Origin of the sequence: Nocardioides lacusdianchii (assembly GCF_020102855.1) — a bacterium.
In the GTDB taxonomy this organism is placed as follows: domain Bacteria; phylum Actinomycetota; class Actinomycetes; order Propionibacteriales; family Nocardioidaceae; genus Nocardioides; species Nocardioides lacusdianchii.
The window spans coordinates 185310-210645 of the sequence record NZ_JADHZD010000004.1; the positions used below are offsets into that span (position 1 = coordinate 185310).

27 protein-coding genes are annotated in these 25336 nt (G+C 72.0%); 17 read left to right on the forward strand and 10 right to left on the reverse strand.

Going from position 1 to position 25336, the window contains the following annotated elements; genetic code table 11:
• The first annotated feature begins 22 nt into the window (after nucleotides 1–22).
• The 3 genes from IRX98_RS23380 (at nucleotide 23) to IRX98_RS07375 (ending at nucleotide 1934) form a co-directional block, all read left to right on the forward strand.
• Complete coding sequence (locus IRX98_RS23380; RefSeq protein WP_224275322.1) at nucleotides 23–526, forward strand: PH domain-containing protein; 504 nt, start codon at nucleotides 23–25, stop codon at nucleotides 524–526.
• Nucleotides 516–1523: an adenylate/guanylate cyclase domain-containing protein gene (locus tag IRX98_RS07370; protein WP_224275324.1), complete on the forward strand. Its 1008-nt coding sequence runs from the start codon at nucleotides 516–518 to the stop codon at nucleotides 1521–1523. The genes IRX98_RS23380 and IRX98_RS07370 overlap by 11 nt, the downstream gene beginning before the upstream one ends.
• A gap of 93 nt (nucleotides 1524–1616) precedes the next feature.
• A complete protein-coding gene (locus IRX98_RS07375; RefSeq protein WP_207084277.1) occupies nucleotides 1617–1934 on the forward strand; it encodes a winged helix-turn-helix domain-containing protein in 318 nt (105 codons plus the stop codon).
• Between the two features lie 12 nt (nucleotides 1935–1946).
• On the opposite strand, the gene IRX98_RS07380 is transcribed toward IRX98_RS07375, so the two are convergent.
• Both IRX98_RS07380 and IRX98_RS07385 read right to left on the reverse strand, forming a co-directional pair.
• Nucleotides 1947–2330 carry a hypothetical protein gene (locus tag IRX98_RS07380; protein ID WP_224275326.1) on the reverse strand — a complete coding sequence of 128 codons (384 nt, stop codon included), beginning with the start codon at nucleotides 2328–2330 and terminating at the stop codon, nucleotides 1947–1949.
• A complete protein-coding gene (locus IRX98_RS07385; RefSeq protein ID WP_224275330.1) occupies nucleotides 2327–2773 on the reverse strand; it encodes a MarR family winged helix-turn-helix transcriptional regulator in 447 nt (148 codons plus the stop codon). The genes IRX98_RS07380 and IRX98_RS07385 overlap by 4 nt, the downstream gene beginning before the upstream one ends.
• Nucleotides 2774–2922: 149 nt before the next feature.
• Here IRX98_RS07385 and IRX98_RS07390 point away from each other — a divergent pair, with 149 nt between their 5' ends.
• Both IRX98_RS07390 and purE read left to right on the forward strand, forming a co-directional pair.
• Complete coding sequence (locus IRX98_RS07390; RefSeq protein ID WP_235745263.1) at nucleotides 2923–4026, forward strand: 5-(carboxyamino)imidazole ribonucleotide synthase; 1104 nt, start codon at nucleotides 2923–2925, stop codon at nucleotides 4024–4026.
• A 4-nt stretch (nucleotides 4027–4030) separates the two neighbouring features.
• Entirely contained in the window at nucleotides 4031–4564 is a 534-nt protein-coding gene (purE, locus tag IRX98_RS07395; RefSeq protein ID WP_224275334.1) for a 5-(carboxyamino)imidazole ribonucleotide mutase, read from the forward strand.
• Here purE and arfB read toward each other — a convergent pair.
• Nucleotides 4561–4995: an alternative ribosome rescue aminoacyl-tRNA hydrolase ArfB gene (gene arfB, locus IRX98_RS07400; RefSeq protein ID WP_224275337.1), complete on the reverse strand. Its 435-nt coding sequence runs from the start codon at nucleotides 4993–4995 to the stop codon at nucleotides 4561–4563. The two genes, purE and arfB, sit on opposite strands and share 4 nt — an antisense overlap.
• A 67-nt stretch (nucleotides 4996–5062) precedes the next feature.
• On the opposite strand from arfB, the gene lhgD reads away from it, so the two are divergent.
• From lhgD to gdhA, 3 genes are read left to right on the forward strand one after another with little or no spacing between them, the layout of a single operon-like run.
• A complete protein-coding gene (gene lhgD, locus IRX98_RS07405; RefSeq protein ID WP_224275340.1) occupies nucleotides 5063–6304 on the forward strand; it encodes an L-2-hydroxyglutarate dehydrogenase in 1242 nt (413 codons plus the stop codon).
• 10 nt (nucleotides 6305–6314) lie between these two features.
• The gene (locus IRX98_RS07410) at nucleotides 6315–7310 is read left to right on the forward strand and encodes a Gfo/Idh/MocA family protein (RefSeq protein WP_224275342.1); all 996 of its coding nucleotides are present in this window, start codon (nucleotides 6315–6317) and stop codon (nucleotides 7308–7310) included.
• A 59-nt stretch (nucleotides 7311–7369) separates the two neighbouring features.
• Complete coding sequence (gene gdhA, locus IRX98_RS07415) at nucleotides 7370–8716, forward strand: NADP-specific glutamate dehydrogenase (RefSeq protein ID WP_224275344.1); 1347 nt, start codon at nucleotides 7370–7372, stop codon at nucleotides 8714–8716.
• Between the two features lie 19 nt (nucleotides 8717–8735).
• Here the strand turns inward: gdhA and IRX98_RS07420 are convergent, their stop codons facing one another.
• Nucleotides 8736–9167 carry a CoA-binding protein gene (locus IRX98_RS07420; protein WP_224275345.1) on the reverse strand — a complete coding sequence of 144 codons (432 nt, stop codon included), beginning with the start codon at nucleotides 9165–9167 and terminating at the stop codon, nucleotides 8736–8738.
• 153 nt (nucleotides 9168–9320) lie between these two features.
• Between IRX98_RS07420 and IRX98_RS07425 the strand changes: the two genes are divergently transcribed.
• The 3 genes from IRX98_RS07425 to IRX98_RS07435 all read left to right on the forward strand — a co-directional run bounded on the left by IRX98_RS07425 (nucleotide 9321) and on the right by IRX98_RS07435 (nucleotide 12429).
• On the forward strand, nucleotides 9321–10244 hold the full coding sequence (locus tag IRX98_RS07425) for a DUF6801 domain-containing protein (RefSeq protein WP_224275346.1): 924 nt from the start codon (nucleotides 9321–9323) through the stop codon (nucleotides 10242–10244).
• Nucleotides 10245–10374: 130 nt separating this feature from the next.
• Nucleotides 10375–11547, forward strand: a complete 1173-nt coding sequence (locus IRX98_RS07430; protein ID WP_224275348.1) for an acyl-CoA dehydrogenase family protein — start codon at nucleotides 10375–10377, stop codon at nucleotides 11545–11547.
• A 30-nt stretch (nucleotides 11548–11577) separates the two neighbouring features.
• Nucleotides 11578–12429 carry a DUF8832 domain-containing protein gene (locus IRX98_RS07435; protein ID WP_224275349.1) on the forward strand — a complete coding sequence of 284 codons (852 nt, stop codon included), beginning with the start codon at nucleotides 11578–11580 and terminating at the stop codon, nucleotides 12427–12429.
• Here the strand turns inward: IRX98_RS07435 and IRX98_RS07440 are convergent.
• From IRX98_RS07440 to IRX98_RS07465, 6 genes are all read right to left on the reverse strand, one after another.
• Nucleotides 12407–14086: a copper resistance CopC/CopD family protein gene (locus IRX98_RS07440; RefSeq protein WP_224275353.1), complete on the reverse strand. Its 1680-nt coding sequence runs from the start codon at nucleotides 14084–14086 to the stop codon at nucleotides 12407–12409. The genes IRX98_RS07435 and IRX98_RS07440 overlap by 23 nt on opposite strands.
• The gene (locus tag IRX98_RS07445; protein ID WP_224275355.1) at nucleotides 14083–14814 is read right to left on the reverse strand and encodes a YcnI family copper-binding membrane protein; all 732 of its coding nucleotides are present in this window, start codon (nucleotides 14812–14814) and stop codon (nucleotides 14083–14085) included. The genes IRX98_RS07440 and IRX98_RS07445 overlap by 4 nt, the downstream gene beginning before the upstream one ends.
• Before the next feature lie 74 nt (nucleotides 14815–14888).
• The gene (locus tag IRX98_RS07450; RefSeq protein WP_224275358.1) at nucleotides 14889–15425 is read right to left on the reverse strand and encodes a hypothetical protein; all 537 of its coding nucleotides are present in this window, start codon (nucleotides 15423–15425) and stop codon (nucleotides 14889–14891) included.
• A gap of 48 nt (nucleotides 15426–15473) precedes the next feature.
• Nucleotides 15474–15896: a DUF1707 SHOCT-like domain-containing protein gene (locus IRX98_RS07455; protein WP_224275360.1), complete on the reverse strand. Its 423-nt coding sequence runs from the start codon at nucleotides 15894–15896 to the stop codon at nucleotides 15474–15476.
• Complete coding sequence (locus IRX98_RS07460) at nucleotides 15893–16618, reverse strand: PadR family transcriptional regulator (protein WP_224275364.1); 726 nt, start codon at nucleotides 16616–16618, stop codon at nucleotides 15893–15895. The genes IRX98_RS07455 and IRX98_RS07460 overlap by 4 nt, the downstream gene beginning before the upstream one ends.
• Before the next feature lie 129 nt (nucleotides 16619–16747).
• On the reverse strand, nucleotides 16748–17974 hold the full coding sequence (locus tag IRX98_RS07465) for an LCP family protein (protein WP_224275367.1): 1227 nt from the start codon (nucleotides 17972–17974) through the stop codon (nucleotides 16748–16750).
• Nucleotides 17975–17999: 25 nt separating this feature from the next.
• Here IRX98_RS07465 and IRX98_RS07470 point away from each other — a divergent pair, with 25 nt between their 5' ends.
• From IRX98_RS07470 to IRX98_RS07495, 6 genes are all read left to right on the forward strand, one after another.
• A complete protein-coding gene (locus IRX98_RS07470; RefSeq protein WP_224275369.1) occupies nucleotides 18000–18497 on the forward strand; it encodes an acyl-CoA thioesterase in 498 nt (165 codons plus the stop codon).
• 111 nt (nucleotides 18498–18608) lie between these two features.
• On the forward strand, nucleotides 18609–20144 hold the full coding sequence (locus IRX98_RS07475) for an LCP family protein (RefSeq protein ID WP_224275372.1): 1536 nt from the start codon (nucleotides 18609–18611) through the stop codon (nucleotides 20142–20144).
• 31 nt (nucleotides 20145–20175) lie between these two features.
• Entirely contained in the window at nucleotides 20176–21105 is a 930-nt protein-coding gene (locus IRX98_RS07480) for a glycosyltransferase family 2 protein (protein WP_224275374.1), read from the forward strand.
• Entirely contained in the window at nucleotides 21102–22052 is a 951-nt protein-coding gene (locus IRX98_RS07485) for a glycosyltransferase family 2 protein (RefSeq protein ID WP_224275377.1), read from the forward strand. The genes IRX98_RS07480 and IRX98_RS07485 overlap by 4 nt, the downstream gene beginning before the upstream one ends.
• Before the next feature lie 37 nt (nucleotides 22053–22089).
• Nucleotides 22090–23298 (forward strand): UDP-galactopyranose mutase, encoded by a 1209-nt coding sequence (gene glf, locus IRX98_RS07490; RefSeq protein ID WP_224275379.1) that lies wholly within the window; start codon nucleotides 22090–22092, stop codon nucleotides 23296–23298.
• Nucleotides 23295–25334, forward strand: a complete 2040-nt coding sequence (locus IRX98_RS07495; protein WP_224275383.1) for a glycosyltransferase — start codon at nucleotides 23295–23297, stop codon at nucleotides 25332–25334. The genes glf and IRX98_RS07495 overlap by 4 nt, the downstream gene beginning before the upstream one ends.
• The last annotated feature ends 2 nt before the right edge of the window (nucleotides 25335–25336 follow it).

Sequence of the window (25336 nt, forward strand, 5' to 3'; positions counted from 1 at the left end):
TGCGTAGTGACATGATCGGCCCGTGGCCTTTCCGACCAAGCTCCTCAACGAGGGCGAACACGTCGTCGTCTCGACCCGGACGCACCCGAAGGCGCTGATCGGCCCCTTCCTGGTGCTCCTGCTGCTCGTGGTCGGCATCATCGTCCTGAGCCGCTACACCGACTCCACGGTCATCGGCGCCATCGTCGGCGCCGTGTCGGTGGGCATCGTCTTCTGGTGGGTCCTGCGGCCCTTCGTCGACTGGCTCACCACGACCTACACCTTCACCAACCGCCGCTTCATCAAGCGCTCCGGCTTCATCGCCAAGGAGGGCCGCACGATCCCGCTCAACCGGATCAGTGGCGTCGACTTCGAGATCGGCGTCATCGACCGGATCTTCGGCTGCGGCACGCTCGTGGTCTCCGACGCCAGCACCGACGGCAGCGTCGAGCTCTCCGACATCCCCGACGTGGAGAAGGTCCAGCTCCAGGTGTCCAACGAGCTCCATCGCCTCGCCGGTGGTGACCGCCGCGACGATGGCGCCTGACCGCGCATCGCGGGGCGAGCGCCCCGACCGGCCCCCGGGGGAGCAGCTCGACGACGCGATCCTGCGGAGCCAGCCTGCCTTCAACGCCCTCGAGGTGGCCGCCGAGACCGGCATCACGATCGAGCAGACCCGGCGGTTGTGGCGCGCGCTGGGCTTCCCGGAGTTCGTCGGCGAGAAGGCCTACACGGCGGCCGACATCGAGGCCGTGGCCACCCTCATGGGCTTCGTCGACGCCGGAGCCGTGGACTTCGACATGGCCGTCAACCTCACCCGCGGTGTCGGGCAGACCATGGCCCGCCTGGCCGACTGGGAGGTCTCGACGCTGGTCAGCCGCGTGGAGGAGATGGAGGCCGGCGAGGAGGCCACCGGCTCGCGCATCGGCTCGGCCCTGCGCCTGATCAACGAGGTCAACCCGCCCTTCGAGCGGCTGCTGATCTACGCCTGGCGCCGCCACCTCGCCGCGGCCGTCGGTCGCATCGAGGCGATGGGCGCCAAGGACGAGGACCTGCACACCATCGACGTCAGCGTCGGCTTCGCCGACCTGGTGTCCTTCACCGCCCTGTCCAACACCCTCGACCGCGACGAGATCGGTGACCTGGTCGAGGTCTTTGAGAGCCGCTGCCAGGACGTGGTGGCGCGCTACGCCGGGCGCATCATCAAGAGCCTGGGCGACTCGGTGCTCTTCGTGACCAGCGACGCCGAGGACGCGGTCGCGGTGGCCGAGGGGATCATCAACGTCATCGGCCGGGACCCCAAGATGCCCGACGTACGCCTCGGGCTGGCGAGCGGACCGGTGGTCCAGCGCCTCGGCGACATCTTCGGTCCGCCGGTCAACATGGCCGCCCGGCTCACCCAGGTCGCGCGCCGCAACCGGCTCATCGTCGACCAGAACACCGCCGACCTGTTGCCGGCCGCCGACTGGGAGAGCCGGCGCCTGCCGGCCCGTCCGGTGCGGGGCTTCGGGCTGGTCGAGCCGGTCGCCGTACGCCGTCGCTGACGCGCACGCGGCATCGCTCGGTGGACTGGACCACCGGGGTCATTTTCTGCCATACGGGCCCGCCGGGAGGGGTGCCGTCCCTACCGTCGGCCCGTGTTGGCTGTGCAGGACGTACGACTGGATCCGACCACGCGGCAGGTGTGGCGGGGCGAGCGCGAGATCAGGCTCTCGCGCAAGGAGTTCCAGCTCCTCCATGCGCTGATGGCGCGCCCCGGTGACATCGTCACGCGCGGCGAGCTGATGGCCGACGTGTGGCAGACGTCGTTCTACACCAACTCCAAGACCATCGACGTCCACCTCGGCTGGCTGCGCCGCAAGCTCGACGACGACCCGCGCAACCCGACCCTGATCACGACGCACCGGGGACGCGGCCTGCGCTTCGAGACCGCCCAGGACACGGTCGCGAGCTAGTCCGTCGGACCCTCAGCCGGTCGCCACGACCAGGCAGCAGGCGGTCAGCACGAGGCACGCGGGCGCCATCGTCAGGCGCTCGGCACGGCTGCGCGAGATGCCGTTGAGGACGATCCCGAGCGCGAAGTAGCCGACCAGCACCCACGCGGCGACGGACGTGTTCGTGCCCGGAGCGCCGGAGGCGCCTGCCCGGGCGAGGAGGACCAGCACGATCGCGACGTAGAGCAGGACCGACAGCGCACTGGCGATCCGCAGGGGTCGGGGGAGCACCTCGTGCCGGCCACCCCAGACGAGCCGACCGACGGGACGCCCAGCGGCCGCAAGCACCTGGACGACCGCGATGGCGGCGAGGACCAGTGTGGCGGTCGCGGCGGCAATGAGATTTGCGGCGTTCACCTGGAAGCCTGCAGGTGCCGCTCGGCGTTGACGGCGATCCGTTCCAGCGCGTCCAGGAGGGCCGTCAGGTCGATGCCGTCCTCGAGCCCGTCGTCGAGCCCGGCGAGACCGGTCCAGGCCGCCGCGAGCAGGTCGCGGCCGGCGTCGGTGAGCGCGACCGCGTGGGCCCGGCGGTCGACCGAATCCGCGACGACCTCCACCAGTCCGCGTGCGCTGAGAGAGGCGAGCCGCTGCGTCACCGCCGATCGGGTGACGTCCAGGGCGTCCGCGAGCGTGGTCTGGCGCGCCGGTCCGATCGCGTCGATCGTGGCCAGCGCACCGAGCTCGGAGACGCCGATCCCGTGGGCGGGGCGCAGATAGGTGTCTGCGACGCGGTCGACCAGGGTCGTGGCGCGGTGCAGCGCCAGGGCGAAGCGGCGGGAGTCCGGGGCGGAGGTGTTCATTGTGAAGGACTAAACAATCTCAGCCCTCCGCTGTCAAGCGACCCGTCGCGCTGCTCGGGTAGTCCTTCTATAGGCTCGCCGTCGTGTCGTCGCCAGGTCAGCACCGTGCCCCCACGCTCGCCGTCATCGGGGGAGGCCAGCTGGCCCGGATGATGGCGCAACCCGCCATCGCGCTCGGGCTCCCGCTGCGGCTGCTCGCCGAGGCCGAGGGCGTGTCCGCCGCCCAGGTCATCCCCGACCAGCTGGTCGGTGACTACAAGGACCTGCCGACCCTGCGCCGCGTCACCGAGGGCGCCAGCGTGGTCACCTTCGATCACGAGCACGTCCCCACCGACCACCTGCACGCGCTGGAGGCCGACGGGGTCGCCGTACGTCCCGGGCCGAGCGCGCTGGTGCACGCCCAGGACAAGGCCGTCATGCGCCGCCGGCTCGCTGAGCTGGACGTGCCGTGTCCCCGCAACGCCGTGGTCACCTCGACCGCCGAGGTCGAGGCGTTCGGGCTGCCGTGCGTCCTCAAGACCACGCGCGGTGGCTACGACGGCAAGGGCGTGTGGGTGGTCCGCGCCCTCGACGAGGCGCAGGTGGCCTTCGACGCCGCGGCCGCTGCCGGCGTGGAGGTCCTGGCCGAGGAGCTCGTCGACTTCCGCCGCGAGCTCTCCGCCCTCGTCGCCCGGTCGCCCAGCGGGCAGGCGGCGGCGTACCCCGTCGTCGCCTCCACCCAGCTCGACGGGATCTGCCACGAGGTGATCGCCCCCGCACCGGACCTCGAGCCCGCCCTGGCCGGTGAGGCGCAGCAGATCGCCCTGCGCGTCGCCGGTGCGCTCGACGTCACGGGCATCCTCGCCGTCGAGCTCTTCGAGACGACCGACGGCCGGATCCTGGTCAACGAGCTGGCGATGCGCCCCCACAACACCGGCCACTGGAGCCAGGACGGCGCCGTGACGTCCCAGTTCGAGAATCATCTGCGCGCCGTCATGGACCTCCCGCTGGGTTCGCCGGCCCCGCGCTCGCGCTGGACCGTGATGGTCAACATCCTCGGCGGACCCACCGACACCGGCCGGCTCTACGACGGGCTGCCCCACGCGATGGCCCGCGACCCGCACCTGCGGGTGCACTTCTACGGCAAGGACCTGCGACCGGGCCGCAAGGTCGGCCACGTCAACGCCTTCGGCGACGACCTCGACGACTGCCTCGAGCGCGCGCGGCACGCCGCCGCATGGTTCCGCGGCGACCTCGGCAACGAAAGTGAGTGAGCAGATGGACGACACCACCGCGACCCCGAAGGTCGCCATCGTCATGGGCTCGGACTCCGACTGGCCCGTGATGCAGGCCGCCGGTGAGGTCCTCACCGAGCTCGGCATCGCCTGGGAGGCCGACGTGGTCTCCGCGCACCGGATGCCGACCGAGATGGTCGCGTGGGGCCAGCAGGCCCACACCCGCGGCCTGTCGGTCGTCATCGCCGGCGCCGGGGGAGCGGCCCACCTGCCGGGCATGCTCGCCTCGCTCACTCCGCTGCCGGTGATCGGCGTCCCGGTGCCGCTGAAGTACCTCGACGGAATGGACTCGCTGCTCTCGATCGTGCAGATGCCCGGCGGCATCCCGGTCGCGACGGTCGCGATCGGCAACGCCAAGAACGCCGGAATCCTCGCCGCCCGGATCCTGGGCACCAGCGACCCCGACCTCCAGCAGCGTCTCGTCGACTACCAGGCCGAGCTCGCCGAGACCGCCCACGCCAAGGGCGACGTCGTACGCCGTGCGGCTGCCGGGGACACCCGGCGCGTGGGCTTCTAGTCCCGGTCCCGCACCCGCCCGCGCAGGGCCTTGGTGCCGGCGCGCTCCTTCTTCGCGCGCAGCCGCCGCTCCTTCGAGCCGCGCGTCGGCCGCGTCGTGCGCCGCGGCGGGGGCGGGGGAGCCAGTGCCCCGCGGAGCATCTCGGCCAGGCGCTCGCGCGCGGCGACGCGGTTGCGGTGCTGCGAGCGGTGCTCCGAGGCCGCGATCGCGATCCGGCCGTCCGGCCAGCGGCGCAGCGCCCGCGTGCGCTGGGTGTCGGTGAGGGCCGTGGTGGCGGTGAGGTCGAGCTCGAGCTCGACGCGCGAGTCGGAGGTGTTGACCGACTGTCCGCCGGGGCCGGGCGAGCGGGAGAACCGCTCGACCAGGTCGGCGGCGGGCACGACGAGACCCTCGGGCAGGCCCGGGCCGGCCGGGACGTGGAGGTCGCGCATCCCCCCATTATGGGATGGAGCAGAGTGTCGCTTGACGCGTCCAGCGGGAGCGAGCACCGTCCTCCCCATGGGGGACGCACGGGTCGGCATCGTCGGGGGCGGCATCCTCGGCGTCGCGATCGCACGCGAGGTCGTACGACGACGCCCGGGCACGCAGGTGGTGGTGCTCGAGAAGGAGGACCGCCTGGCTGCGCACCAGACCGGGCACAACTCCGGCGTCGTGCACGCCGGCATCTACTACAAGCCCGGCAGCCTCAAGGCCGAGCTGTGCACCCGCGGCCGCGGCCTGCTGCGTGACTTCTGCGCCGAGCACGCGATCCCCTACGTCGAGTGCGGCAAGCTCGTCGTGGCCGTCGACGCCGACGAGATGGGGCGCTTCGACACCCTCGAGCGGACCGCCACCGACAACCGGGTCCCGGGGCTGCGCCGGCTCTCGCCCCAGGAGATCCGCGAGGTCGAGCCGCACGCCGTCGGGCTGGCGGCCCTCCACTCGCCGGGCACGGCCATCACGGACTACACCGCGATCACCCGGGCCCTGGCCGCCGAGGTGGCCGCCGCCGGCGGGCAGGTGCGCCTCCGTGCGCGCGTGGTCGACATCCGGCGCACTGCCGACGGCGTCGTGGTCCGCGTGGAGGGCGACGCCGCGCCGCTCCACCTCGACCACGTCGTGGTGGCCGCCGGGCTCCAGGCCGACCGGGTGTCCTCGATGGTCGACGGCGAGCGGGGACCGGTGATCGTGCCGTTCCGCGGCGAGTACCTCGGCGTCAGCGAGGCCAAGCAGGACCTGGTGCGCGGCATGGTCTACCCCGTCCCCGACCCGCGCTACCCCTTCCTCGGGGTCCACTTCACCCGCCGGGTCGGCGGCGGCCTCGAGGTGGGGCCCAACGCCGTGCTCGCCACGCGCCGCGAGGGCTACCGCCGCCGCGACGTCTCGGCCCGCGACCTGCGCGACGTGCTGTCGTGGCCCGGCTCGTGGCGCCTGGCGCGCGCCCACTGGCGTACGGGCGTCGACGAGGTCATCGGCTCGGCCTCGCAGCGCGCCTTCATGCGCTCGGCCTCGCGCTACGTCCCCGCGATCGGCGTCGCCGACGTCTCCCGCGCCGGCAGCGGGGTGCGGGCGCAGGCGGTGGACCGCGACGGGAGCATGGTCGACGACTTCCGCATCACCCACGCCGACGGCGTGACGTGCGTGCGCAATGCGCCGTCACCCGGTGCGACGTCGAGCCTGGCGATCGCGGCGCACCTCGTGGACGCCACCTGGCCGGGGGAGTCGCGGGGCCGGACGCAGGGGCAGCCGCTCGGCGCCTAGGGTCGGTGCCATGACCACGCGCTGGGGAATCGCCGCGACCGGCCGGATGGCCGCCGCCTTCACCTCCGACCTCGCCCTGCTCCCCGACGCGGAGGTCGCCTTCGTCGGCAGCCGCTCGCCGGACTCGGCCGCGGACTTCGCCGGGCGGTTCGGGGCCGGCGCCTCGGGCACGTACGCCGACCTCGTCGCGGCCGGCCGTGCCGGTGACGTCGACGTCGTCTACGTCGCGACACCGCACCCCCAGCACCACGCGCTGGCCCTCGCCGCGATCGAGGCGGGCACGCCGCTGCTGGTCGAGAAGGCCTTCACCGCCACCCTCGCCGGCGCCGAGGAGGTCGTCGCCGCGGCCCGCGCCGCCGAGGTGTTCTGCATGGAGGCGATGTGGACCCGCTTCCAGCCTGCGGTGGCCCACGTGGGGGAGCTGGTCGCGGCGGGCGAGATCGGCGACGTCGTGCTGGTGCAGGCCGACTTCGGCGCCCACCGCGCCTTCGACCCGGTCAGCCGGCTCTTCGACCTGGCCCTGGGCGGCGGCTCCGTGCTCGACCTCGGCGTCTACCCGATCTCGCTGGCCCAGCACCTCCTGGGCCGCCCGGACCGGGTCACCGCGACCGGCACCCTCTACCCCAACGGCGCGGACGCGTCCGCCGCGATCCACCTCGCGTGGGCCGACGGCCGCGCCGCGGCGTTGACCTGCTCGCTGGCCAGCTCGACGCCGGGCCGCGCGGTCATCGTCGGAACGGAGGGCTCCATCGAGCTCGAGCCGCCCTTCCACCACCCCGAGCGCGTCGTCGTACGCCGCAACGGGGAGGAGCCGGAGGCGATCGAGCGCCCGGCAACGGGGCGCGGCTACGTCCACCAGGCCGAGGAGGTGCAGCGCTGCCTCGCCGCCGGGCTCACCGAGAGCCCGGTCATGCCGCTCACCGACACCCTCGACGTGCAGTGGGTGCTGGAGGAGTGCCTGGACCAGCTCGGCATCGCGATGTCCGAGGCGCTTGTCGAGCTGTGAGCACGTTCAGGAACCGGACGCCGGCCGGCCGCGGTGGAGCGCCTGACTAGAGTGCGTCGGTGACCCGTGAGGAAGCCCGACTGCAATCGATCTACGACCTCGTCGTCCGACGCAACCCGGGCGAGGGCGAGTTCCACCAGGCCGTCCGCGAGGTGCTCGACAGCCTCGGGCCGGTCGTGGCCCGACACCCGGAGTACACCGACGCACGGGTGATCGAGCGGATCTGCGAGCCGGAGCGCCAGATCATCTTCCGGGTCCCGTGGGTCGACGACGCCGGTCGGGTGGAGATCCACCGCGGCTTCCGTGTGGAGTTCAACTCCGCGCTCGGGCCCTACAAGGGTGGTCTCCGCTTCCACCCGAGCGTCTACCTCGGCATCGTGAAGTTCCTGGGCTTCGAGCAGGTCTTCAAGAACGCGCTCACCGGCATGCCCATCGGTGGCGGCAAGGGCGGCTCCGACTTCGATCCCAAGGGCCGCTCGGACGGCGAGGTGATGCGCTTCTGCCAGTCCTTCATGACCGAGCTCTACCGTCACATCGGCGAGTACACCGACGTCCCGGCCGGTGACATCGGCGTGGGCGGGCGCGAGATCGGCTACCTGTTCGGGCAGTACAAGAGGATCACCAACCGCTACGAGTCCGGGGTGCTCACCGGCAAGGGCACCGGATGGGGTGGATCGGCGGTCCGCAAGGAGGCGACGGGCTACGGCACCGCCTTCTTCGTGCAGGAGATGCTGCGGCAGCGCGGCGATTCCCTCGACGGCAAGAAGGTCGTGGTGTCGGGCTCGGGCAACGTCGCCATCTACGCCGTCGAGAAGGTCCACGAGATGGGCGGGACCGTGGTGGCGTGCTCGGACTCGGCCGGCTACGTCGTGGACGAGGCCGGCATCGACCTCGAGCTGCTCAAGGAGCTGAAGGAGGTCGAGCGCGCGCGGATCAGTGAGTACGCCGAGCGGCGCCCGGGGGCGACGTACGTCGCGGGCGGGTCGATCTGGGACGTGCCGTGCCGGGTGGCGCTCCCGTGCGCGACCGAGAACGAGCTCGACGACGCGGCGGCCCGCACCCTGGTGAAGCAGGGCTGCCTCGTCGTGGCGGAGGGCGCCAACATGCCGACGACCCCTGCAGGCGTGGCCACCTTCGTGGACGCCGGCGTGCTGTTCGCGCCCGGGAAGGCGGCCAACGCGGGCGGCGTCGCGACCAGCGCGCTGGAGATGCAGCAGAACGCGTCGCGCGACTCGTGGACGCACGACCACGCCGAGGCCAGGCTGGCCGAGATCATGGCCGGCATCCACGAGCGGTGCGCCGCGGCCGCCGACGACTACGGCCGTCCGGGGGACTACGTGCTCGGGGCCAACATCGCCGGTTTCGTCCGGGTCGCGGACGCCATGTTGGCGATGGGCGTGGTCTGAGCCCGTCCCTCCTCGTCGATCAGCGACCGCGCCTGCGCCACTCGATGGCGGGGCAGGTGTCCATGACCATCGCGACGCCCGCATCGGTGGTGCAGGCGAAGGCGTCCTCGTCGACCACGCCGAGCTGGAACCACACCCCTGCCGCGCCGATCGCCACGGCCTGGTCGGCGAACTCGCCGGCCGCCTCGGAGCGTCGGAAGACGTCGACCACGTCGACGGGGAACGGGACGTCGGCCAGGGTGGCGTACCCCTGCTCGCCCAGCACCGGGGGCGCCTCGGGGTCCGCGAACGAGGGGTGGATCGGCACCACCTTCTTGCCGCGCTCCTGCAGCAGCGCGGCGATCGAGTACGCCGTGCGGGACGGGTCGCCGGAGAGGCCGACGACCGCCCAGGTATCGAGGTCGTCGAGCATCCGGTCGATCGTCGCGGGGTCCTGCCAGCTCGAGCTCATGGAGTCACGGTAGCTCCGGACGACGACGTCACCGTGCGGCAATCGACCGGGTGGGGGTACCGCCGGTAGAACATCAGCGTTTCTCGAGTGCCCGGCGGGACCCGTGTGGTGGGATGAGCCCCGTCACACCACACCACGAGGGGAAATTCCTACATGCTCCACACTGCAACCCGGCGCCTCGGCGCCGTCGCTGCCGCCGGCGCCCTGGGCGCCAGCGCACTCGTCGCCCTCGCCGCGCCCGTTGCGCAGGCAGCCACCGCCGCGACCACCTACACCTGCACGTTCCCGGCCCTGGGCGCCCGGGACATCCCGGTCTCCATCACGGCCACCCTGCCGCCGGCGGCCAATGCGGGCCTCGACGCCCCGGCCATCCCGGTGCTCCTGAGCGTGACCCTCCCCGGTGACGTGGTCGACGCCGCCAAGGGCCTGTTCCAGGCCACCACCATCGGTGGATTCTCGAACGACATGGTCGCCACGCTCGACGAGCTGTCCTCCGCGGACACGGCCGACCTGCCCCTGCAGAACGCGCGCTTCCCGCAGACCGCTGTGCCGACGACGCCCAACACGGCGCTGACGCTCAACACTCCGAACCCGCTCGCCACCCAGGGTGCGGTCCCGGCCTCGACCGTGCCGGTCAGCCTGCCGGGCGCTGGCACGTACGACATCGTCGTGCCGTCGGCGTTCAAGTTCACCGCCACCAAGCAGGGTGACGTGACGATGCTGGCTGACGTCCCGTGTGCGCTCAAGGCCGGTTCGGCGTCGAGCCTCGGCTCGATCATCCTGGCCGAGAACGAGTCGACCACGGAGGCCGAGCCCACCAAGAAGGTCACCCCCCTCGGCCAGAAGACCAAGCTCAAGGTCGTCGTGGACGCCGACAACGAGGTGCCCACCGGCAAGGTCACGGTCATGAAGGGCAAGAAGGTGCTTGGCAAGGGCACCCTGAACGCCAAGGGCAAGGTCAAGGTCACGCTGAAGAAGGCGCTGCCCGCGGGCAAGACCAAGGTCAAGGTGCTCTACCTCGGCGACGACTTCACCGCGAAGTCGAAGGACAAGAAGGTCGTGATCCGGGTCCGCTGACCCCGTCGCAGCCTTCGAACGCCCGGTCGGTGCCCTCGGCGCCGGCCGGGCGTCCGGCATCTCCGGACGTGGTCATGGCCACACCGTAGACCTCTGCCCCTGAAAGATTGGACGTCCTAGAATTCCGGCCATGAGCGACTTCCCGATGTACGCCCTCTCCGAGGAGCACCAGGCCATCCGCGAGGCCGTCCGCGCGGTCGCCGACGCCAAGATCGCACCGTTCGCGGCCGCGGTCGACGAGGAGGCACGCTACCCCCACGAGGCGGCCGAGGCGCTGCTCGCCTCCGACTTCCACGCCCCGCACGTGCCCGAGGCCTACGGCGGCGCCGGCGCGGACGCGCTGGCCACCGTGCTGGTCATCGAGGAGGTCGCCCGCGCGTGCGTCTCGTCCTCGCTGATCCCCGCGGTCAACAAGCTCGGCTCGCTGCCGGTGCAGATCGCCGGGTCCGAGGAGCTCAAGCAGAAGTACCTCGGCGCGCTGGCGCGCGGCGAGGGCGGCTTCTCCTACTGCCTCTCCGAGCCCGACGCCGGCTCCGACGCCGGTGGCATGAAGACCCGCGCGGTGCGCGACGGCGACGAGTGGGTCATCGACGGCGTGAAGCGCTGGATCACCAACGCCGGCGAGTCGGAGTTCTACACCGTCATGGCCGTCACCGACACCGAGAAGAAGACGCGCGGCGGCATCTCGGCCTTCGTGGTCGAGAAGTCGGACGCGGGCGTGTCCTTCGGTGCGCCGGAGAAGAAGCTCGGCATCAAGGGCTCGCCGACCCGCGAGGTCTACTTCGACAAGGTCCGCATCCCCGCCGACCGGATGATCGGCGAGGAGGGCACCGGCTTCGCGACCGCGATGCAGACCCTCGACCACACCCGCGTCACCATCGCCGCGCAGGCCGTCGGCGTTGCCCAGGGAGCGCTCGACTACGCGCTGGACTACGCCAAGGAGCGCCAGCAGTTCGGCAAGTCGATCGCCGACTTCCAGGGCCTGCAGTTCATGCTCGCCGACATGGGCATGAAGATCGAGGCCGCCCGCCAGATGACGTACGCCGCCGCGGGCCGCTCCGAGCGCGGCGACGACGACCTCACCTTCTTCGGTGCGGCCGCCAAGTGCTTCGCCTCCGACGTCGCGATGGAGGTCACCGTCAACGCCGTGCAGGTGCTGGGGGGCTACGGCTTCACCCGCGACTACCCGGTCGAACGGATGATGCGCGACGCCAAGATCACCCAGATCTACGAGGGCACCAACCAGGTCCAGCGCATCGTGATGGCGCGCCAGCTGCTGGCCGGGGTGCAGTCCGAGCTCTGAGCGTGGATCGTGCCTCGTAGGCTTGCCGCCGTGACCTCCCGCCCCCGACGTACGGCCCTGGCGCTGGCCGTCGTGGCGCTCGGCGCGGCCGCGGGGTGCTCCTCCGCCTCCGGCGACGGCAGCGTCGAGGCCGGGCACACGCACGCCCCGGGACAGGGCCACACCTCGCTGGCGGTCGGCGACGGCACGCAGGTCTCCGAGGTCGGCTACACCCTGGCCGGCCTCCAGGTGCGCGAGCAGCCCGACGGCATCGGCGAGCTGCGCTTCCGCATCGACGACTACGACGGCGAGCCGGTCACCGACTACGTCGAGGAGCACACCTTGGAGCTGCACCTCTACGTCGTCAACGACGACCTCACCGTCTTCCGTCACCTGCACCCGACGCGGGCCGACGACGGCACGTGGACCGCTCCCTTCGACGTGCCCGACGCCGGCGGCTATCGCGCGGTGACGGAGTTCGTCGCGGTCGACGAGGGCGGCAACGGTGACCACGTCGTGCTCGGGCGCCCGCTGGCGATGCCACCGGGGGACCCGGGCGACACGGCGGCAGCGGACCGGGTCGTCGACGTCAGCGTCTCCCAGGCCCCGGCGACCGGCCCCAACGGTGAGCTGCGGCTCGTCGTGCGCGACCAGTCGGGCGGACCGGTCGGCCTCGGCACCTACCTCGGTGCCTACGGCCACGTGACGGGTTTCGACACCGAGACCGGTGCGATGGTGCACCTGCACCCGCTCGCCGCCCCTGAGGTCACCGAGGACGGCGCCGAGCTGACCTTCCACTCCGAGATCGAGGAGCCGGGCGACTACCGCCTCTTCGTGCAGGTGCGCGTCGACGGTTTCCTTCACACCGTGCCGGTGGAGCTCACGGTCGCACGGTCAGCCTGACGGTCGTCACGGGGTTCTCGAAGCGGCTCAGCGCGATGCTGACCTGGACCTCCCACTCGCCGGCACGCGGCACCACGACCTCGCCGCGGTAGGTCCCCGCGGCGATCGGGGTGAGCGCCACCTGGCCGAGGTCGAGGCCGTCGGTGCGCAGCTCGACGACCGGGTTCACGGGCGGGTCGAAGGGCTCGCCCGTCGCGTCCTGGACCTGCACCAGCACGGAGTTGCTGCCCGTACGACGGGGGTCGAGCACCGCGAGCACGCGGAGGTCGCCGGCGGTGGCGGCGCCGACGCCGGTGGTGCCGGTGGGAGCGGCGACCGGCACCGGCCGCGGGGAGGAGCTGACGAGGAAGCCCGTGACCCCGAGCAGCGCCACCAGGAGCACCGCCTCGACCCGGACCGTTCGGGTCACGGCGGCCGCGGCGCGCTCCCGGTCGCCGAACCCGACCGCTGCCCGCACCGCGGGGAGCGTGCGCCAGCGGTTCCAGCCGCCGACCGCGGCGACGACGAGGGCGATCGCGACCTTGGCCAGCAGCAGCCAGCCGTACGCCGTCGAGACCAGGGCGTCCCAGGACCCCACCACGCGCCACGCGAGGAAGGTGCCGGTGGCGGCCACGGCGAGGAGGACACCGCCGGCCAGGGCGGAGAAGCGGGCCAGCGCCCGGGCGGCGAGCACCTCGCGGCCCGCCAGCGCGCGCAGCGTCAGCGCCAGTCCGACGAGCCCACCGAGCCACACCGCACCGGCGGTGACGTGCAGGACGTCGGCCGCGACCAGCAGCGGGGACGGGCTGAACGCCCGGGTGTGGCCGACCAGCGACGGCCCGGCGAGTGCCAGCAGTGCACCGCCGACGAGCAGCCACCCGGTCGTGCGGCCGGGCGCGCTGTCGGAGCCCGCGCGCACCACGACGGCGAGGCCGAGGAGCACGACGGCGGCGCTCAGCAGCTCGTTGGAGACCAGCGAGGCGTCGAAGGCCGACACCACGTCGGTGAGCTCGAGCCCCTGGCCGTAGACCGCCGCCACCGGCACCTGCAGGACCGCGGCCGCGGCGCCCGCCCCGGCGGCGTACGAGATGACGCGGCGCAGCCGGGCCCGGACCGTCGTCCCGGACCACGTGCGAGGCACCACGAGTGCGACGAAGAGTGCGAGACCCGCCGCCAGCAGCAGGCCGACGAGGGCGACCCCGGCGAGCAGGTCGCGCGCCACCGTGACGACCGCCGAGGAGGTCGCCGGCTCGGGGGGTGCCGCCACCGACGCGCTCGGCGCGCCCACGGAGAACGTGAGGGCACCCGAGATCGGGTGCCCGTCGTCGGACAGGACGTTCCAGGACACCACGTAGGTGCCGTCCGCGAGGTCGGCCGCGTCGGTGAGCCCCACCGTGACCTCGGTGCCGGTCGCACCGGCGGTCGAGGCGACCGGGTCGCCCTCGGCGTCGTAGACCGCGATCTCCTGCGGGGTCAGGCGCACCGGCTCGTTGAAGGTGAGCGTCACCTCCGAGGGCGCCGTCTCGACGACGGCCCCCTCGGCAGGGTCGCTCCCGACGAGCTCCGCGTGCGCCGATGCCGGGGCGGCGCCGAGCAGCACGAGCGCGAGCGCGACCAGCGCCGCAGCGACCGGGCGCAGCGCCCGTCGCCACGGCGCCGGTCGCGCCAGCGGGATCACGAGGTGGTGCGAGTGCGGGCCAGTGCCGCTCCGCCGGCCAGGAGGCCGAGCAGGCCGGCGCCGAGGCCCACCCAGCCCAGCATCGAGGAGTCCTCGTCCGCGGCCGCGGTCGTCGCCGTGGCCTCGGTCTCCTCGCCGGAGGTGTCGGCGGCCGGGCCCGCGGTCCCGCCGCGGTGTCCGTCGCTGCCGCTCGCCGGCAGGATCTCGAAGGCCGGCGCCGGGCTGTCGAGCTCGTCGGAGTCCTGGCCGTCCGCCGCCACCTCGGTCCAGGCCGTCTCACCCTCCTCGCACGTCTGGATCGTCGGGAAGGTCAGCGTCTCGCCCTCCGCGTCGGGGACCTGGAACGACAGCTCAAAGGTGTCGCGCATGCCGTCGGGGAGCGGGGTGCGAGCCGTGTAGACGATCGAGCCGACCCGCTCGGTGACCTCGTTGCCGTGGCTGTCGGCGATCGGCTCGTCGAGGTCGACCATGGTCTTCTCGACGTCGTAGAAGCTGGTGCGTGTCGGCGTCACCGAGAGCACGGACTCGGGCACCTGGATCTCGATGCTGGTCGTCGGCGAGGCCTCGCAGCCGTGACCGACGCTGAAGGTCGCGATGGTGTAGGCGCCGGCCGCGGCCGACGACGGCGTCACGGTGACGTGGGCGCTCGCGGGGGAGGCGAGCGAGAGGGCGATGGCCGCGATGGCGGCCGGGAGCGCGCCGAGGCGCGCGAACGTACGGATGGACATGTCTCTCCTGGAGTGCGCCTGCCGCAGGGCAGGTGGGATCTGGGGTCGCGTGCGCCCCCGAGCCCGGTCCGGGCTCAGGTGGGCAGGACCGCCGCGGGTGGCCCGCGCAGGAGAGGGACGAGGAGGTGGACGTGAGCGACCGGGGTCGCCGAGGCGACCGGCCGGCGCAGCTGCCCGGCGACGGGCAGGGCGGGCCGGGCGACGAGGTGGACGGCGTACGCCGCCGCGCGGCGCGCGGCCCACCACAGGACGGCGGTGAGGGCGGTGACGAAGGCGTGGGCGGCGACCATCTGCCACGACCAGCCGGAGTCGGTCGCCGCACCGGTCATGTGGTCGTGCGAGGACACGAGACCGAACGACGAGTGCACGCCGAGCTGCGCCACCGCCACCACGGGCAGCAGGACCGGCGCGGGGACACCACGTCGCAGGACGAGCAGGCTGGCGGCCAGGACCACCGCGGCGATCAGCGCCAGACCGGGTGCGGTGGGGACGTCGCCGCCGGCCCACGTGTGGGCGGACGCGGCCCCGGTGACGGTGAGGACCGTCGCGGCGAGGGCGCGCGCGAGGGCGTACGGCGCTCGCGCCTGCACCACCCGCACCTCACCCGCCACGGACCCATGCTCCCAGAGGCCTGTCCCGGGGCGACGGGCCGTCCGGGGTCAGCCGTGCGAGCCCCGCGGCCGGCGGTAGTCGGCGTGTCCGTGCGGCGGAGCGCAGGAGCCGCCGCGGTGGCGGCTCCTCATGAACATCAGCGGGAAGACCAGCAGCCAGAACGGAGCCTCGGTGAGCAGGCTCAGCACGATCAGCACCGCCAGCACGGGCAGCAGCGGCACCCGCTGCCAGGCGCTCGACCGGCGTGGAGCGGCCGGCTTCGGCCGCGGCGGAAGAGGCGCCGGGACCCGCGGCAGGTCGCCGAAGAGCAGTGCCAGGTCGGCGCGGGTGCGCGCGGTCCAGATCGCGTCGAGCCGCTCGTCGTACTCCTCGTGGTCGAGGCGTCCCTCGGCGTAGTGGCCGGCGAGGTCGGCCATCGCGCGCTCGCGATCGCTGTCGGCGATGCGCATCCGGGGGTCGGGCGAGGTCATCGCGGGGCGTCCCGTCCGTCCGCGAGGATGCCGTAGAGGCTGCGGCGGGTGTCGACGAGCACGCCGAGTGCCGCCTTCTTCTGCTGCTCCGAGCCCTGGGTGGTCAGCTGCCACACCGCGCTCATGACCTGGCCGATCTCGCTCTTGATGTCGGCCTGGCCGGACGGCTGGTCGTCGGGGGCCGGCTCGGTCCGGGCGAAGGGAGCCCAGACCGAGGCGAGCTCGTCGGTGTGGGCCTCGACCCACGCGACGCCGGCGTCGGTGAGCCGGATCGTACGGCGCCCGCGCTCGTCGTCGGCCTCGACGAGTCCCTCGTCCTGCAGCTGCTGGATGGTGGGGTAGACCGACCCGGGGGAGGGGCGCCACTCGCCGTGGCTCAGCTCGGCGATCTCCTGGATCACCTGGTAGCCGTTGATCGGCTCCTCGGCCGTGCGGGCACGGTGCAGCACGTCGATGATCGCCATCCGCACGTCGCCGCGGCGCACGCGCGGGCTGCGCTGCTGCGGACGCTGCGGGGCGCTCGCGAAGCCGAAGATCTCGCCGAGCCACGGCGGCGGTCCGCCGGCCTTGCGACCGCGGCTGCCGCCAGCGCTGAAGGCCTGCCCCCAGCTGCTCCAGTCGCCGCCGGAGGGGCGTCGGTAGTCGCGCTCGCCCTCGGCGCGGTCGGGGCGGTTGTCGTCGTTGCTCTCGGGCCAGTCGGCCCCGGGCCAGTGGTGTCCCATGGTGTGCTCCTCGTGTCCTGGGTGGTGCGGCGGGTGACCTATCGGTGACCTATCGCGATATATCGCGAGCGTACGCCGACGCCAGGACCCGGACAAGCAGGGATGACCCCGGTCCGACCCCGAGATGCGCTACGAGCGGGCGCGCCCGGTGGGCGTGCACGCCCGCCTCGGCACTTCAGCGTCCTCGATGATCGCGTCGAACAGCGCCGGCGCCCGCTCCGGGTCGGCGACGATCCGGTTGGGGTCGCTCGGCGCCGGCAGGTTGGGCATCGTGCACGTCTGGGTGTCGCCCGTCATCGCCAGGGCGAACCGGCCGAGGTCGACCGGGCCCATCTCCTCGTCGACGCGGATGGCGCCGAAGGCGGCGTCGTTGATCCGCCAGTAGCGCACCGGGTTGACGAACGTCCACGGGGACAGGGCCTCGTCGCCGACCGCGCTGATCACCTCGCGCTGGCGGGCGACCCGGTCGAGGTCGCTGAGCGCGGTGACGTAGCGGGAGCGCGAGTAGCCCAGGGCGGTGAGGCCGTCGACCTCCTGGCAGCCCTTCTTGATGTCGAGTCGGGCCCGCGGGTCGCGCATGTCCTGCTTGGGGCAGATCTGCACCCCGCCGAAGGCGTCGACCGTGTTGATGACGCTGCCGAAGCCGAGCTCGACGTAGTGGTCGATGTGGATGCCGGTCAGCGCCTCCACCCGCTGGACCAGCAGGGGGGCCCCGCCGCTCGCGAAGGCGGCGTTGATCATCTGCGTGCCGCCGTCCGGCACCTCGACGAGGGTGTCGCGGGGGATCGACATCATCGTGCGACCACCGGAGCCGGTGTGCAGGACGATGATCGTGTCGGTGTTGGTGCCACCGCGCTCGGGCGTGTCGAGCACCTCGCGCTGCTCGTCGGTGAGGTCGTCGGCCTTGTCCGAGCCGACGATGAGGTAGTTGGTGCCGGGCTGGTCGCCCGGCCGGTCACCGCCGGGGGTCGCGTCGACCTGGTCGATCGTCGTCCAGTGGTAGAGCGGGACACCGGCGAGGTAGACCAGCACCAGCAGGAGCAGCAGCGGGATGAGCCCCAGCCGGAAGCGGGGCAGCCGGCGACGCTTCTTCTCCGGGCGCGGCGGCGGCGCGGCGGCCGACGTGCGCGGACGTCCCGGCGGCTGCCCGCCCGACCCGCGCGCCTCACGCCTGGCGACCGGCATCACGCGGGTCTCGTCGGGGCGCTGGGCCTGGGGGGCTCCCTGGCCCGATCCCTGGGTCGGCACCTTCTGGGTGGCGTCACCCGGCGGCTTCTGCGACGAGCCCCCGTAGAGCCAGTCGTACTCGGGGGTTCCCTTCTCGGGCACCCCGGAACCCTGCGGACGATCAGCCATGGGCGAAGACGCTACCGTGCCGAGGGTGAGCAACCCGCGCCCCACGTCGTACAGCCGCGTGAGCCTCGGGATCATGGCGCACTCGAGCGAGGCCAACCTCCTCGGCAACGTGCACGGTGGCGAGGTGATGAAGCTCGCCGACTCCACGGCCGGCGCCGTCGCGCACCGCCACAGCGGTGGCCCGGCGGTCACGGCGGCGATGGACGAGATGACCTTCCTCGCCCCCGTCCACGTGGGCGACATCATCAAGACCTACGCCCAGGTCAACTGGGCGGGCACCTCCTCGATGGAGATCGGCGTGCGCGTCGAGGCCCAGCCGTGGGGCAACGCCGGCGACGAGCCGGTCCACGTCGCGAGCGCCTACTTCGTCTTCGTGGCCATCGACGAGGAGGGCCACCCCCGGCCCGTCCCGCCGCTGGAGACCGAGACGCCCGACGACGTACGCCGCCAGCGCGAGGCCGAGATCCGGCGCGCGCACCGGCTCGCGCGCAAGGCCGAGATCGACCGGGGCCGCGAGGGCTGATCGCACAGCCTGATCGCGCAGCCTGCCTGCCACGGCGAGTCGCGCACCGATGGGACGGGTGTGACTGGTGATACTGGTCGGGCTGACTTCCCCCAGCTGAAAGGCCCCCCGATGCCGCCCGTCCCGCCCTCCGGGTCGCACCAGACGCGCTTCACCACGCTCGACCGCGCGCAGCGTGTGCGGTTCCGCCGCGCGGTGACCCTGATGCTGATGACCCTCGTCCTGCCCGGCTCCGCGCAGCTGGTCTCCGGCAACCGTCGCGTGGGCCTGCTCGCGCTGCGCACCTGGCTGGTGCTCCTCGCGCTGGGCGCGACGGCGCTGGTGTCGTCCTACTTCTGGCACGGCGTCGCCTTCTGGGCCGGCACCGACACGACCTTCCTGCTGGTGCTGCGCATCGCGCTGATCGGGCTCGCGGTCGCCTGGGCCTACCTGTTCGTGGATGCCTGGCGCCTGGGCCAGCCCCTGACCCTGCAGCGCCAGCACCGCCTCGCGATCGTCGGCGTCAACGGCCTGCTGTGCTTCAGCGTCGCCGGCGCCCTGCTCTTCGGTGCCCACGTCGTCGGCGTGCAGCGCGACTTCATGATCTCGATGTTCGGCAACGGCGCGGCGGTCGACGCCAGCGATGGCCGCTACAACGTGCTGCTGATGGGCGGCGACTCCGGCGCGGGACGCTGGGGCCTGCGACCCGACTCCCTGACGGTCGCCAGCATCGACGCCGAGACCGGCAAGACCGTGCTCATCTCGCTGCCGCGCAACATGCAGAACTTCCCGTTCGCCGAGGGCTCGGTGCTGGCCGAGCAGTTCCCCGACGGGTTCGACGAGGAGGGCATGTACCTCAATGGGCTCTCCACGTGGGCGCTCGACAACGCCGGACTCTTCAAGGGCTCGAAGAACCCTGGCGTCGACGCCACCATCATGGGCGTCGAGGGGATCACCGGCCTCACGATGAACTATTGGGCAATGGTCAACCTCGAGGGCTTCAAGGACCTCGTCGACGCGGTCGGCGGTGTCGAGCTCAACGTCCGGCAGAAGATCCCGGTCGGCCTCCCGAGCGATTCCTTCTTCCACTACATCGAGCCCGGCACGCGCACGCTCAACGGCGTGGACACGCTCTGGTTCGCCCGGGCCCGCTACGACTCCGACGACTACTCGCGCATGGCGCGACAGAAGTGCGTGATGAGCGCGATGCTCCAGCAGGTGAGCCCTCAGGTCGCGCTGCGCAACTTCGAGCAGATCGCCGGCGCGAGCTCGGCCATGGTCTCCACCGACATCCCGCGCGGTGAGGTCGACCGCTTCGTCGACCTCGCTCTGAAGGCCCGCGGCCAGAAGATCGCCACGCTGTCCCTGGTGCCGCCGATGATCAACACCGCGAACCCCGACATCGAGCTGGTGCACCAGAAGGTCGCCGCCGCCATCGCGCGCGCCGAGGGCCAGAAGCCGGTCGTGGAGACCGCCGAGGCGGCCGACGCGCCGGCGGCCGAGGCCCCCGCAGCGGACGCGGACGACTCCGCGACGCCCGCGGCTCCGGCCACCCCCTCCGCGCCGACCACCCCGACCCCGCCCCCGGCGGTCACCGGCGGCTCGCTCGGCTCCCTGTCGACCGGCTACGCGGCGAACCAGTCGGAGGACCTCGGCGCGGTTTGTTGAGGCCCCGCGCCCGACCCCTACTGTGTACGCCGTGACCACCGGACCCCTGCCCCGCATCGTCGCGGTCGTGGTCACATTCAACCGCCTCGGTCTGCTCGAGAACCTCGTCGCGCGGCTCGGTGAGATCGACGGCCTGGCCGAGGTGCTGGTGATCGACAACGCCTCCTCCGACGGCACGGGGGAGTGGCTGGCCGCACGCGGGCACACCGGCGAGATCCCGCTGTCCGGGCGGACGCTGACCACCAACCGGGGCGGCGCCGGCGGCTTCCACGACGGGCTCGCCTGGGCCATCGACCGCGAGGCCGACCTGGTCTGGCTGATGGACGACGACGGCCTGCCCGACCCCGACTGCCTCGAGCGGCTGCTCGAGGAGACCGACAACCTCGACTTCTGGGGCCCGCTTGTCGTCGACGAGGCCGACCCCGGCCGGCTGGTCTTCCCGATCCGGCTGCCCGGCGGCACCCGCGTCGTGCACGCCGTCGACGACGTACGCAGTGCCGCGCGCGCCGACCGCATCGACGGGATCGTGATCCCCTTCAACGGGGTGCTGGTCACCAAGGAGCTCGTCGACCGGATCGGCCTGCCGCGGGAGGAGTTCTTCATCTGGGGCGACGACCACGAGTACCGGTTGCGCGCCGAGGAGGCCGGCGCCCGCGTCGCCACCGTCGTCACCGCCACCGTGCGCCACCCCAGCGTGGGCAACCTCGGCACCCCGATGATGTTCGGCCGCACGACCTACAACGACTCGCCGAGCGACCTCAAGCATTACTGCATGGCGCGCAACAACCTGGTCAACCTCCGCGACTACCGCGGTCCGCTGCACGCCTTCGCCTTCGTGGTGAAGACCGCCTGGTTCTACACCTTCACCCGCCCGAGCCTGGCGCGCCTGCGGCTCAGCCTGGGCGCCATGCGCGCCGGCATCGCCGGGGACTTCGACGGCCACCGGAGGTTCCTCGCATGAGTTTCGAGGCTCGCTCCGCTCGCACCTCAACCACCGGGAGCTCCGCAGGTGAGAGCGTCGCGGTCGTCGTCGTCACCCACGACCGCGCCGACCTGCTGGTCGCCATGCTCGACGGCATCGCCGCCCAGACGCACGCCCCGGACGCGGTGATCGTCGTCGACAACGCGAGCGCCGACCACACCCCCGAGGTGCTGGCCGCGCGCACCGACCTGCGGCTCGAGGTGATCCGGCAGGACAACCTCGGCGGTGCCGGCGGGTTCCACCGCGGGGTGCGGGCGGCGTACGACCAGGGCTTCGACCGCGTGTGGCTGATGGACGACGACGTCGTCCCCGCCCCCGGTTGCCTCGCCGCGCTCATGGCCGTCGACGAGGACTGCCTCATCGCGGTGCGCGAGGACCTCTCGGGCGCGCTGGTGGAGAAGGCGGCGGTCGACTTCGACCTGCGCAACCCGCTGGCGATCAAGCCCAAGCGCGCGACGGTCGACAGCACGTACGCCGACCGCGCGTCGATGCCGGCCCTCGTCGAGGTGCACAACGTGGCCTTCGAGGGCTTCATGACCCGGCGCAGCGTGATCGAGGAGATCGGCTTCCCCGACCCCTCGTTCTTCATCTTCTACGACGACGCCGAGTACGCCGTGCGTGCCCGCCGGACCGGTCGCCGGATCTGGGGCGTCCGCGACGCGGTGCTCGTGCGCCAGCTCGACTTCAACCAGCAGCACGACCTGTCGGGCTGGAAGGGCTTCTACATGTACCGCAACCTCTTCGTGGTGCACCTGCGCCACGGGGAGAACCCGCTCGTGCGGGCCAAGCCGTGGCTCATCACCCTCGCGGTGCTCCTGCTCAGCCCCCTGCGCGGCGGCCGGGCCGAGGCCCGCAACGTGATCCGGGCCATGGCCTCGGCGCGGGGCATGCGCCGCCTCACCGACTCCGCACGTCCCCCTCGATAGACTCACCCAGCGCATCTCACCCACAGGAGTTCATCCCTTGTCCCAGGGCCCCACGCACGACACGGAAACGCTTCCCGACCTCGTCATCGTCGGCGCCGGACTCTTCGGCCTCACGATCGCCGAGCGCTGCGCCGAGGAGCTGGGCCTGCGGGTGCTCATCCTCGAGCGCCGCCACCACCTCGGTGGCAACGCCTACAGCGAGCGCGACCCGGAGACCAACGTGGAGGTGCACAAGTACGGCGCGCACCTCTTCCACACCTCCAACGAGCGCGTGTGGGAGTACGCCAACCGGTTCACCTCCTTCACCGACTACCGGCACAAGGTGTTCGGCAAGTACCAGGGGCAGGTCTACTCCCTGCCGCTCAACCTGGCGCTGATCAACCAGTTCTTCGGCAAGTCCCACACCCCCGACGAGGCGCGCGCGCTCATCGCCGAGCAGTCGAGCGAGGTCGCCACCGAGGACGCCTCGAACCTCGAGGAGAAGGCGATCAGCCTCATCGGGCGCCCCCTCTACGAGGCGTTCATCAAGGGCTACACCGCCAAGCAGTGGCAGACCGACCCGACCGAGCTGAGCGCGGACATCATCACGCGCCTCCCGGTGCGCTTCACCTTCCAGAACGGCTGGTTCAGCGACACCTACGAGGGCCTGCCCACCGACGGCTACACCGCGTGGCTGACCAAGATGGCCGACCACCCGAACATCGAGGTCCGCCTGGAGACCGACTTCTTCGCGGTGGCCGACGAGTTCAAGGGCAAGGTCCCGATCGTCTACACCGGCCCGGTGGACGAGTACTTCGGCAACTCCGAGGGCCGGCTGTCGTGGCGCACCGTGGACCTGGAGGAGAGCGTCGTCGACACCGACGACTTCCAGGGCACCGGCGTGGTCAACTACAACGACCAGGACGTCCCCTACACGCGCATCATCGAGTTCAAGCACTTCCACCCCGAGCGCGAGAAGACCCACCTGCCCGGCAAGAGCGTGATCGTCCACGAGTACAGCCGCTTCGCGGAGGAGGGCGACGAGCCCTACTACCCGGTGAACACCGCGGACGACCGCGCCAAGCTGCTGAAGTACCGCGAGCTGGCCAAGGCCGAGCCGATGGTGCTCTTCGGCGGGCGCCTGGGCACCTACAAGTACCTCGACATGCACATGGCCATCGGGGCCGCGCTGTCGATGTACGACAACAAGCTCAAGCCCCACTTCACCGAGGGCGCGGAGCTGACCAGCGGAGGCATCGACGCATGAGCACCACCCCCACGGCCACCAGCGCGGACACGGAGAAGCAGACCGTCACCCGGCTCCTCCAGCGGCAGATCCTGCCCACGGACCGCGACACCGACGTCTTCCCGCTCTACGTCGACCTCGAGGAGGCCGTGCTCGACACCGACCGGCACGAGGTCGGCGGCAGCAAGGCGGCCAAGGACCTCAACAACGCCGCCATCCGGCAGTCGACCTCGACGGGGCGCAAGCTGCACCCCGACCAGATCCGCTCGCGCACCGAGCTGCGGCTCGAGCCGTCCCAGCTGCTGTCCTTCGGCACCTACTTCAACGCCTTCCCGGCGTCCTACTGGCGCCGCCACACCGTCGTCACCGACGTCGAGCTGACCGTCCGCGTGAGCGGTGCCGGCTCGGTCGTCACCGTCTACAAGTCGATGGCGCGCGGTCACGCCCAGCGGGTGGAGTCCGCCGTCGTCGGGGGAGAGGCGGGGACGTTCACCTTCGACCTGCCGCTCAAGCCGTTCGTCGACGGCGGGTGGTACTGGTACGACGTCGTCGCTGGCGACCACGGCGCCGTCGTCGAGGGTGCCGAGTGGAACGCGCAGGTCCCCGCCGACCGCGCCGAGCACGGCACGGCCGACATCTGCATCACCACCATGAACCGCCCCGACTTCTGCGCCAAGCTACTCACCCAGCTCGGTGAGGACGAGGTGCTGGCCCCCTACCTCGACACCGTGATGGTGATGGAGCAGGGCAAGGACCTCGTGGCGGACTCCGAGTTCTTCCCGCACGCCCAGGGGGTGCTCGGCGACCGCCTGCGGGTGCTCGTCCAGGGCAACCTCGGCGGCTCGGGCGGCTACGCCCGCGGCCAGCTCGAGAGCGTGCGCAAGGGCACCGCGACGTACGCCCTGATGATGGACGACGACGTCGTCTGCGAGCCGGAGGGCGTGATCCGCGCCGTCACCTTCGGCGACCTGGCCAAGCGGCCGACCATCGTCGGTGGCCACATGTTCAACATCTACAACCGCTCGCAGCTGCACTCGTTCGGCGAGATCGTGCAGCCGTGGCGCTTCTGGTGGCAGACCCGTCTCGACGGCTACAGCCAGTGGGACTTCGGCGCCCGCAACCTGCGCTCGGCGCGCTGGCTGCACAAGCGCGCCGACGTCGACTTCAACGGCTGGTTCATGTGCCTGATCCCGCGGGTCGTGCTCGAGGAGGTCGGCCTGTCTCTGCCGGTCTTCATCAAGTGGGACGACTCCGAGTTCGGCCTGCGCGCCAAGCAGGCGGGCTACCCGACGGTGTCCTTCCCGGGTGCCGCGGTGTGGCACGTGCCGTGGACGGACAAGAACGACGGCGTCGACTGGCAGTCCTACTTCCACCAGCGCAACCGCTTCATCGCCGCGCTGCTGCACTCGCCGTACGACCGCGGTGGTCGCATGGTGCGCGAGAGCTTCAACCACCAGGTCAAGCACCTCGCCTCCCTGCAGTACTCCACCGCCGAGCTGCGCCACCTCGCGCTCGAGGACGTGCTGCGCGGCCCCCACGCCCTGCACGGCGAGCTGGGGACCAAGCTCGGTGAGATCAACGCCTTCCGCAAGCAGTTCACCGACGCCCAGCTCATCGAGGACCGCGACGACCTGCCGCCGGTGCGACGCAAGAAGCCCCCGAAGAAGGGCAAGTCCGACATCGAGATCCCCGGCCGGCTCAGCACGCTGGTGGCCGCAGGCCTGGCCCCGCTGCGCCAGCTGCGCCCGGTCCGCGAGATGTCGCGCCAGTACCCCGAGGCCGAGCTCCCGGCGATGGACTCGGGCTGGTTCAACCTGGTCAAGTACGACTCCGCCGTGGTCTCGATGAACGACGGCAGCTCGGTCGCGCTCTACCAGCGCGACCCGGCCCACTACCGCGACCTGATGAAGCGCACCGTGGAGATCCACCGTCGCTTCCACCGCGAGTGGCCCGAGCTGGCCCGCCAGTACCGCGAGGCGCTGGGGGAGATCACCTCGCCCGAGGCGTGGGAGAAGACCTTCGCGCCGTGGACCGAGCAGCGCGACGGTGACGAGTGAGC

Excerpts from the sequence above, each read along its gene's own strand:
- IRX98_RS07430 (WP_224275348.1), top strand. The coding sequence starts at position 10,375 with ATGAGCGACTTCCCGATGTACGCCCTCTCCGAGGAGCACCAGGCCATC.
- IRX98_RS07385 (WP_224275330.1), bottom strand. The coding sequence starts at position 2,773 with ATGAACACCTCCGCCCCGGACTCCCGCCGCTTCGCCCTGGCGCTGCAC.
- IRX98_RS07465 (WP_224275367.1), bottom strand. The coding sequence starts at position 17,974 with ATGGCTGATCGTCCGCAGGGTTCCGGGGTGCCCGAGAAGGGAACCCCC.
- purE (WP_224275334.1), top strand. The coding sequence starts at position 4,031 with ATGGACGACACCACCGCGACCCCGAAGGTCGCCATCGTCATGGGCTCG.
- IRX98_RS07420 (WP_224275345.1), bottom strand. The coding sequence starts at position 9,167 with ATGAGCTCGAGCTGGCAGGACCCCGCGACGATCGACCGGATGCTCGAC.
- IRX98_RS07425 (WP_224275346.1), top strand. The coding sequence starts at position 9,321 with ATGCTCCACACTGCAACCCGGCGCCTCGGCGCCGTCGCTGCCGCCGGC.
- IRX98_RS07370 (WP_224275324.1), top strand. The coding sequence starts at position 516 with ATGGCGCCTGACCGCGCATCGCGGGGCGAGCGCCCCGACCGGCCCCCG.
- IRX98_RS07390 (WP_235745263.1), top strand. The coding sequence starts at position 2,923 with ATGATGGCGCAACCCGCCATCGCGCTCGGGCTCCCGCTGCGGCTGCTC.
- IRX98_RS07485 (WP_224275377.1), top strand. The coding sequence starts at position 21,102 with ATGAGTTTCGAGGCTCGCTCCGCTCGCACCTCAACCACCGGGAGCTCC.
- arfB (WP_224275337.1), bottom strand. The coding sequence starts at position 4,995 with ATGCGCGACCTCCACGTCCCGGCCGGCCCGGGCCTGCCCGAGGGTCTC.
- IRX98_RS07455 (WP_224275360.1), bottom strand. The coding sequence starts at position 15,896 with ATGACCTCGCCCGACCCCCGGATGCGCATCGCCGACAGCGATCGCGAG.
- IRX98_RS07475 (WP_224275372.1), top strand. The coding sequence starts at position 18,609 with ATGCCGCCCGTCCCGCCCTCCGGGTCGCACCAGACGCGCTTCACCACG.
- IRX98_RS07410 (WP_224275342.1), top strand. The coding sequence starts at position 6,315 with ATGACCACGCGCTGGGGAATCGCCGCGACCGGCCGGATGGCCGCCGCC.
- IRX98_RS07495 (WP_224275383.1), top strand. The coding sequence starts at position 23,295 with ATGAGCACCACCCCCACGGCCACCAGCGCGGACACGGAGAAGCAGACC.
- lhgD (WP_224275340.1), top strand. The coding sequence starts at position 5,063 with ATGGGGGACGCACGGGTCGGCATCGTCGGGGGCGGCATCCTCGGCGTC.
- IRX98_RS07445 (WP_224275355.1), bottom strand. The coding sequence starts at position 14,814 with ATGTCCATCCGTACGTTCGCGCGCCTCGGCGCGCTCCCGGCCGCCATC.
- IRX98_RS07460 (WP_224275364.1), bottom strand. The coding sequence starts at position 16,618 with ATGGGACACCACTGGCCCGGGGCCGACTGGCCCGAGAGCAACGACGAC.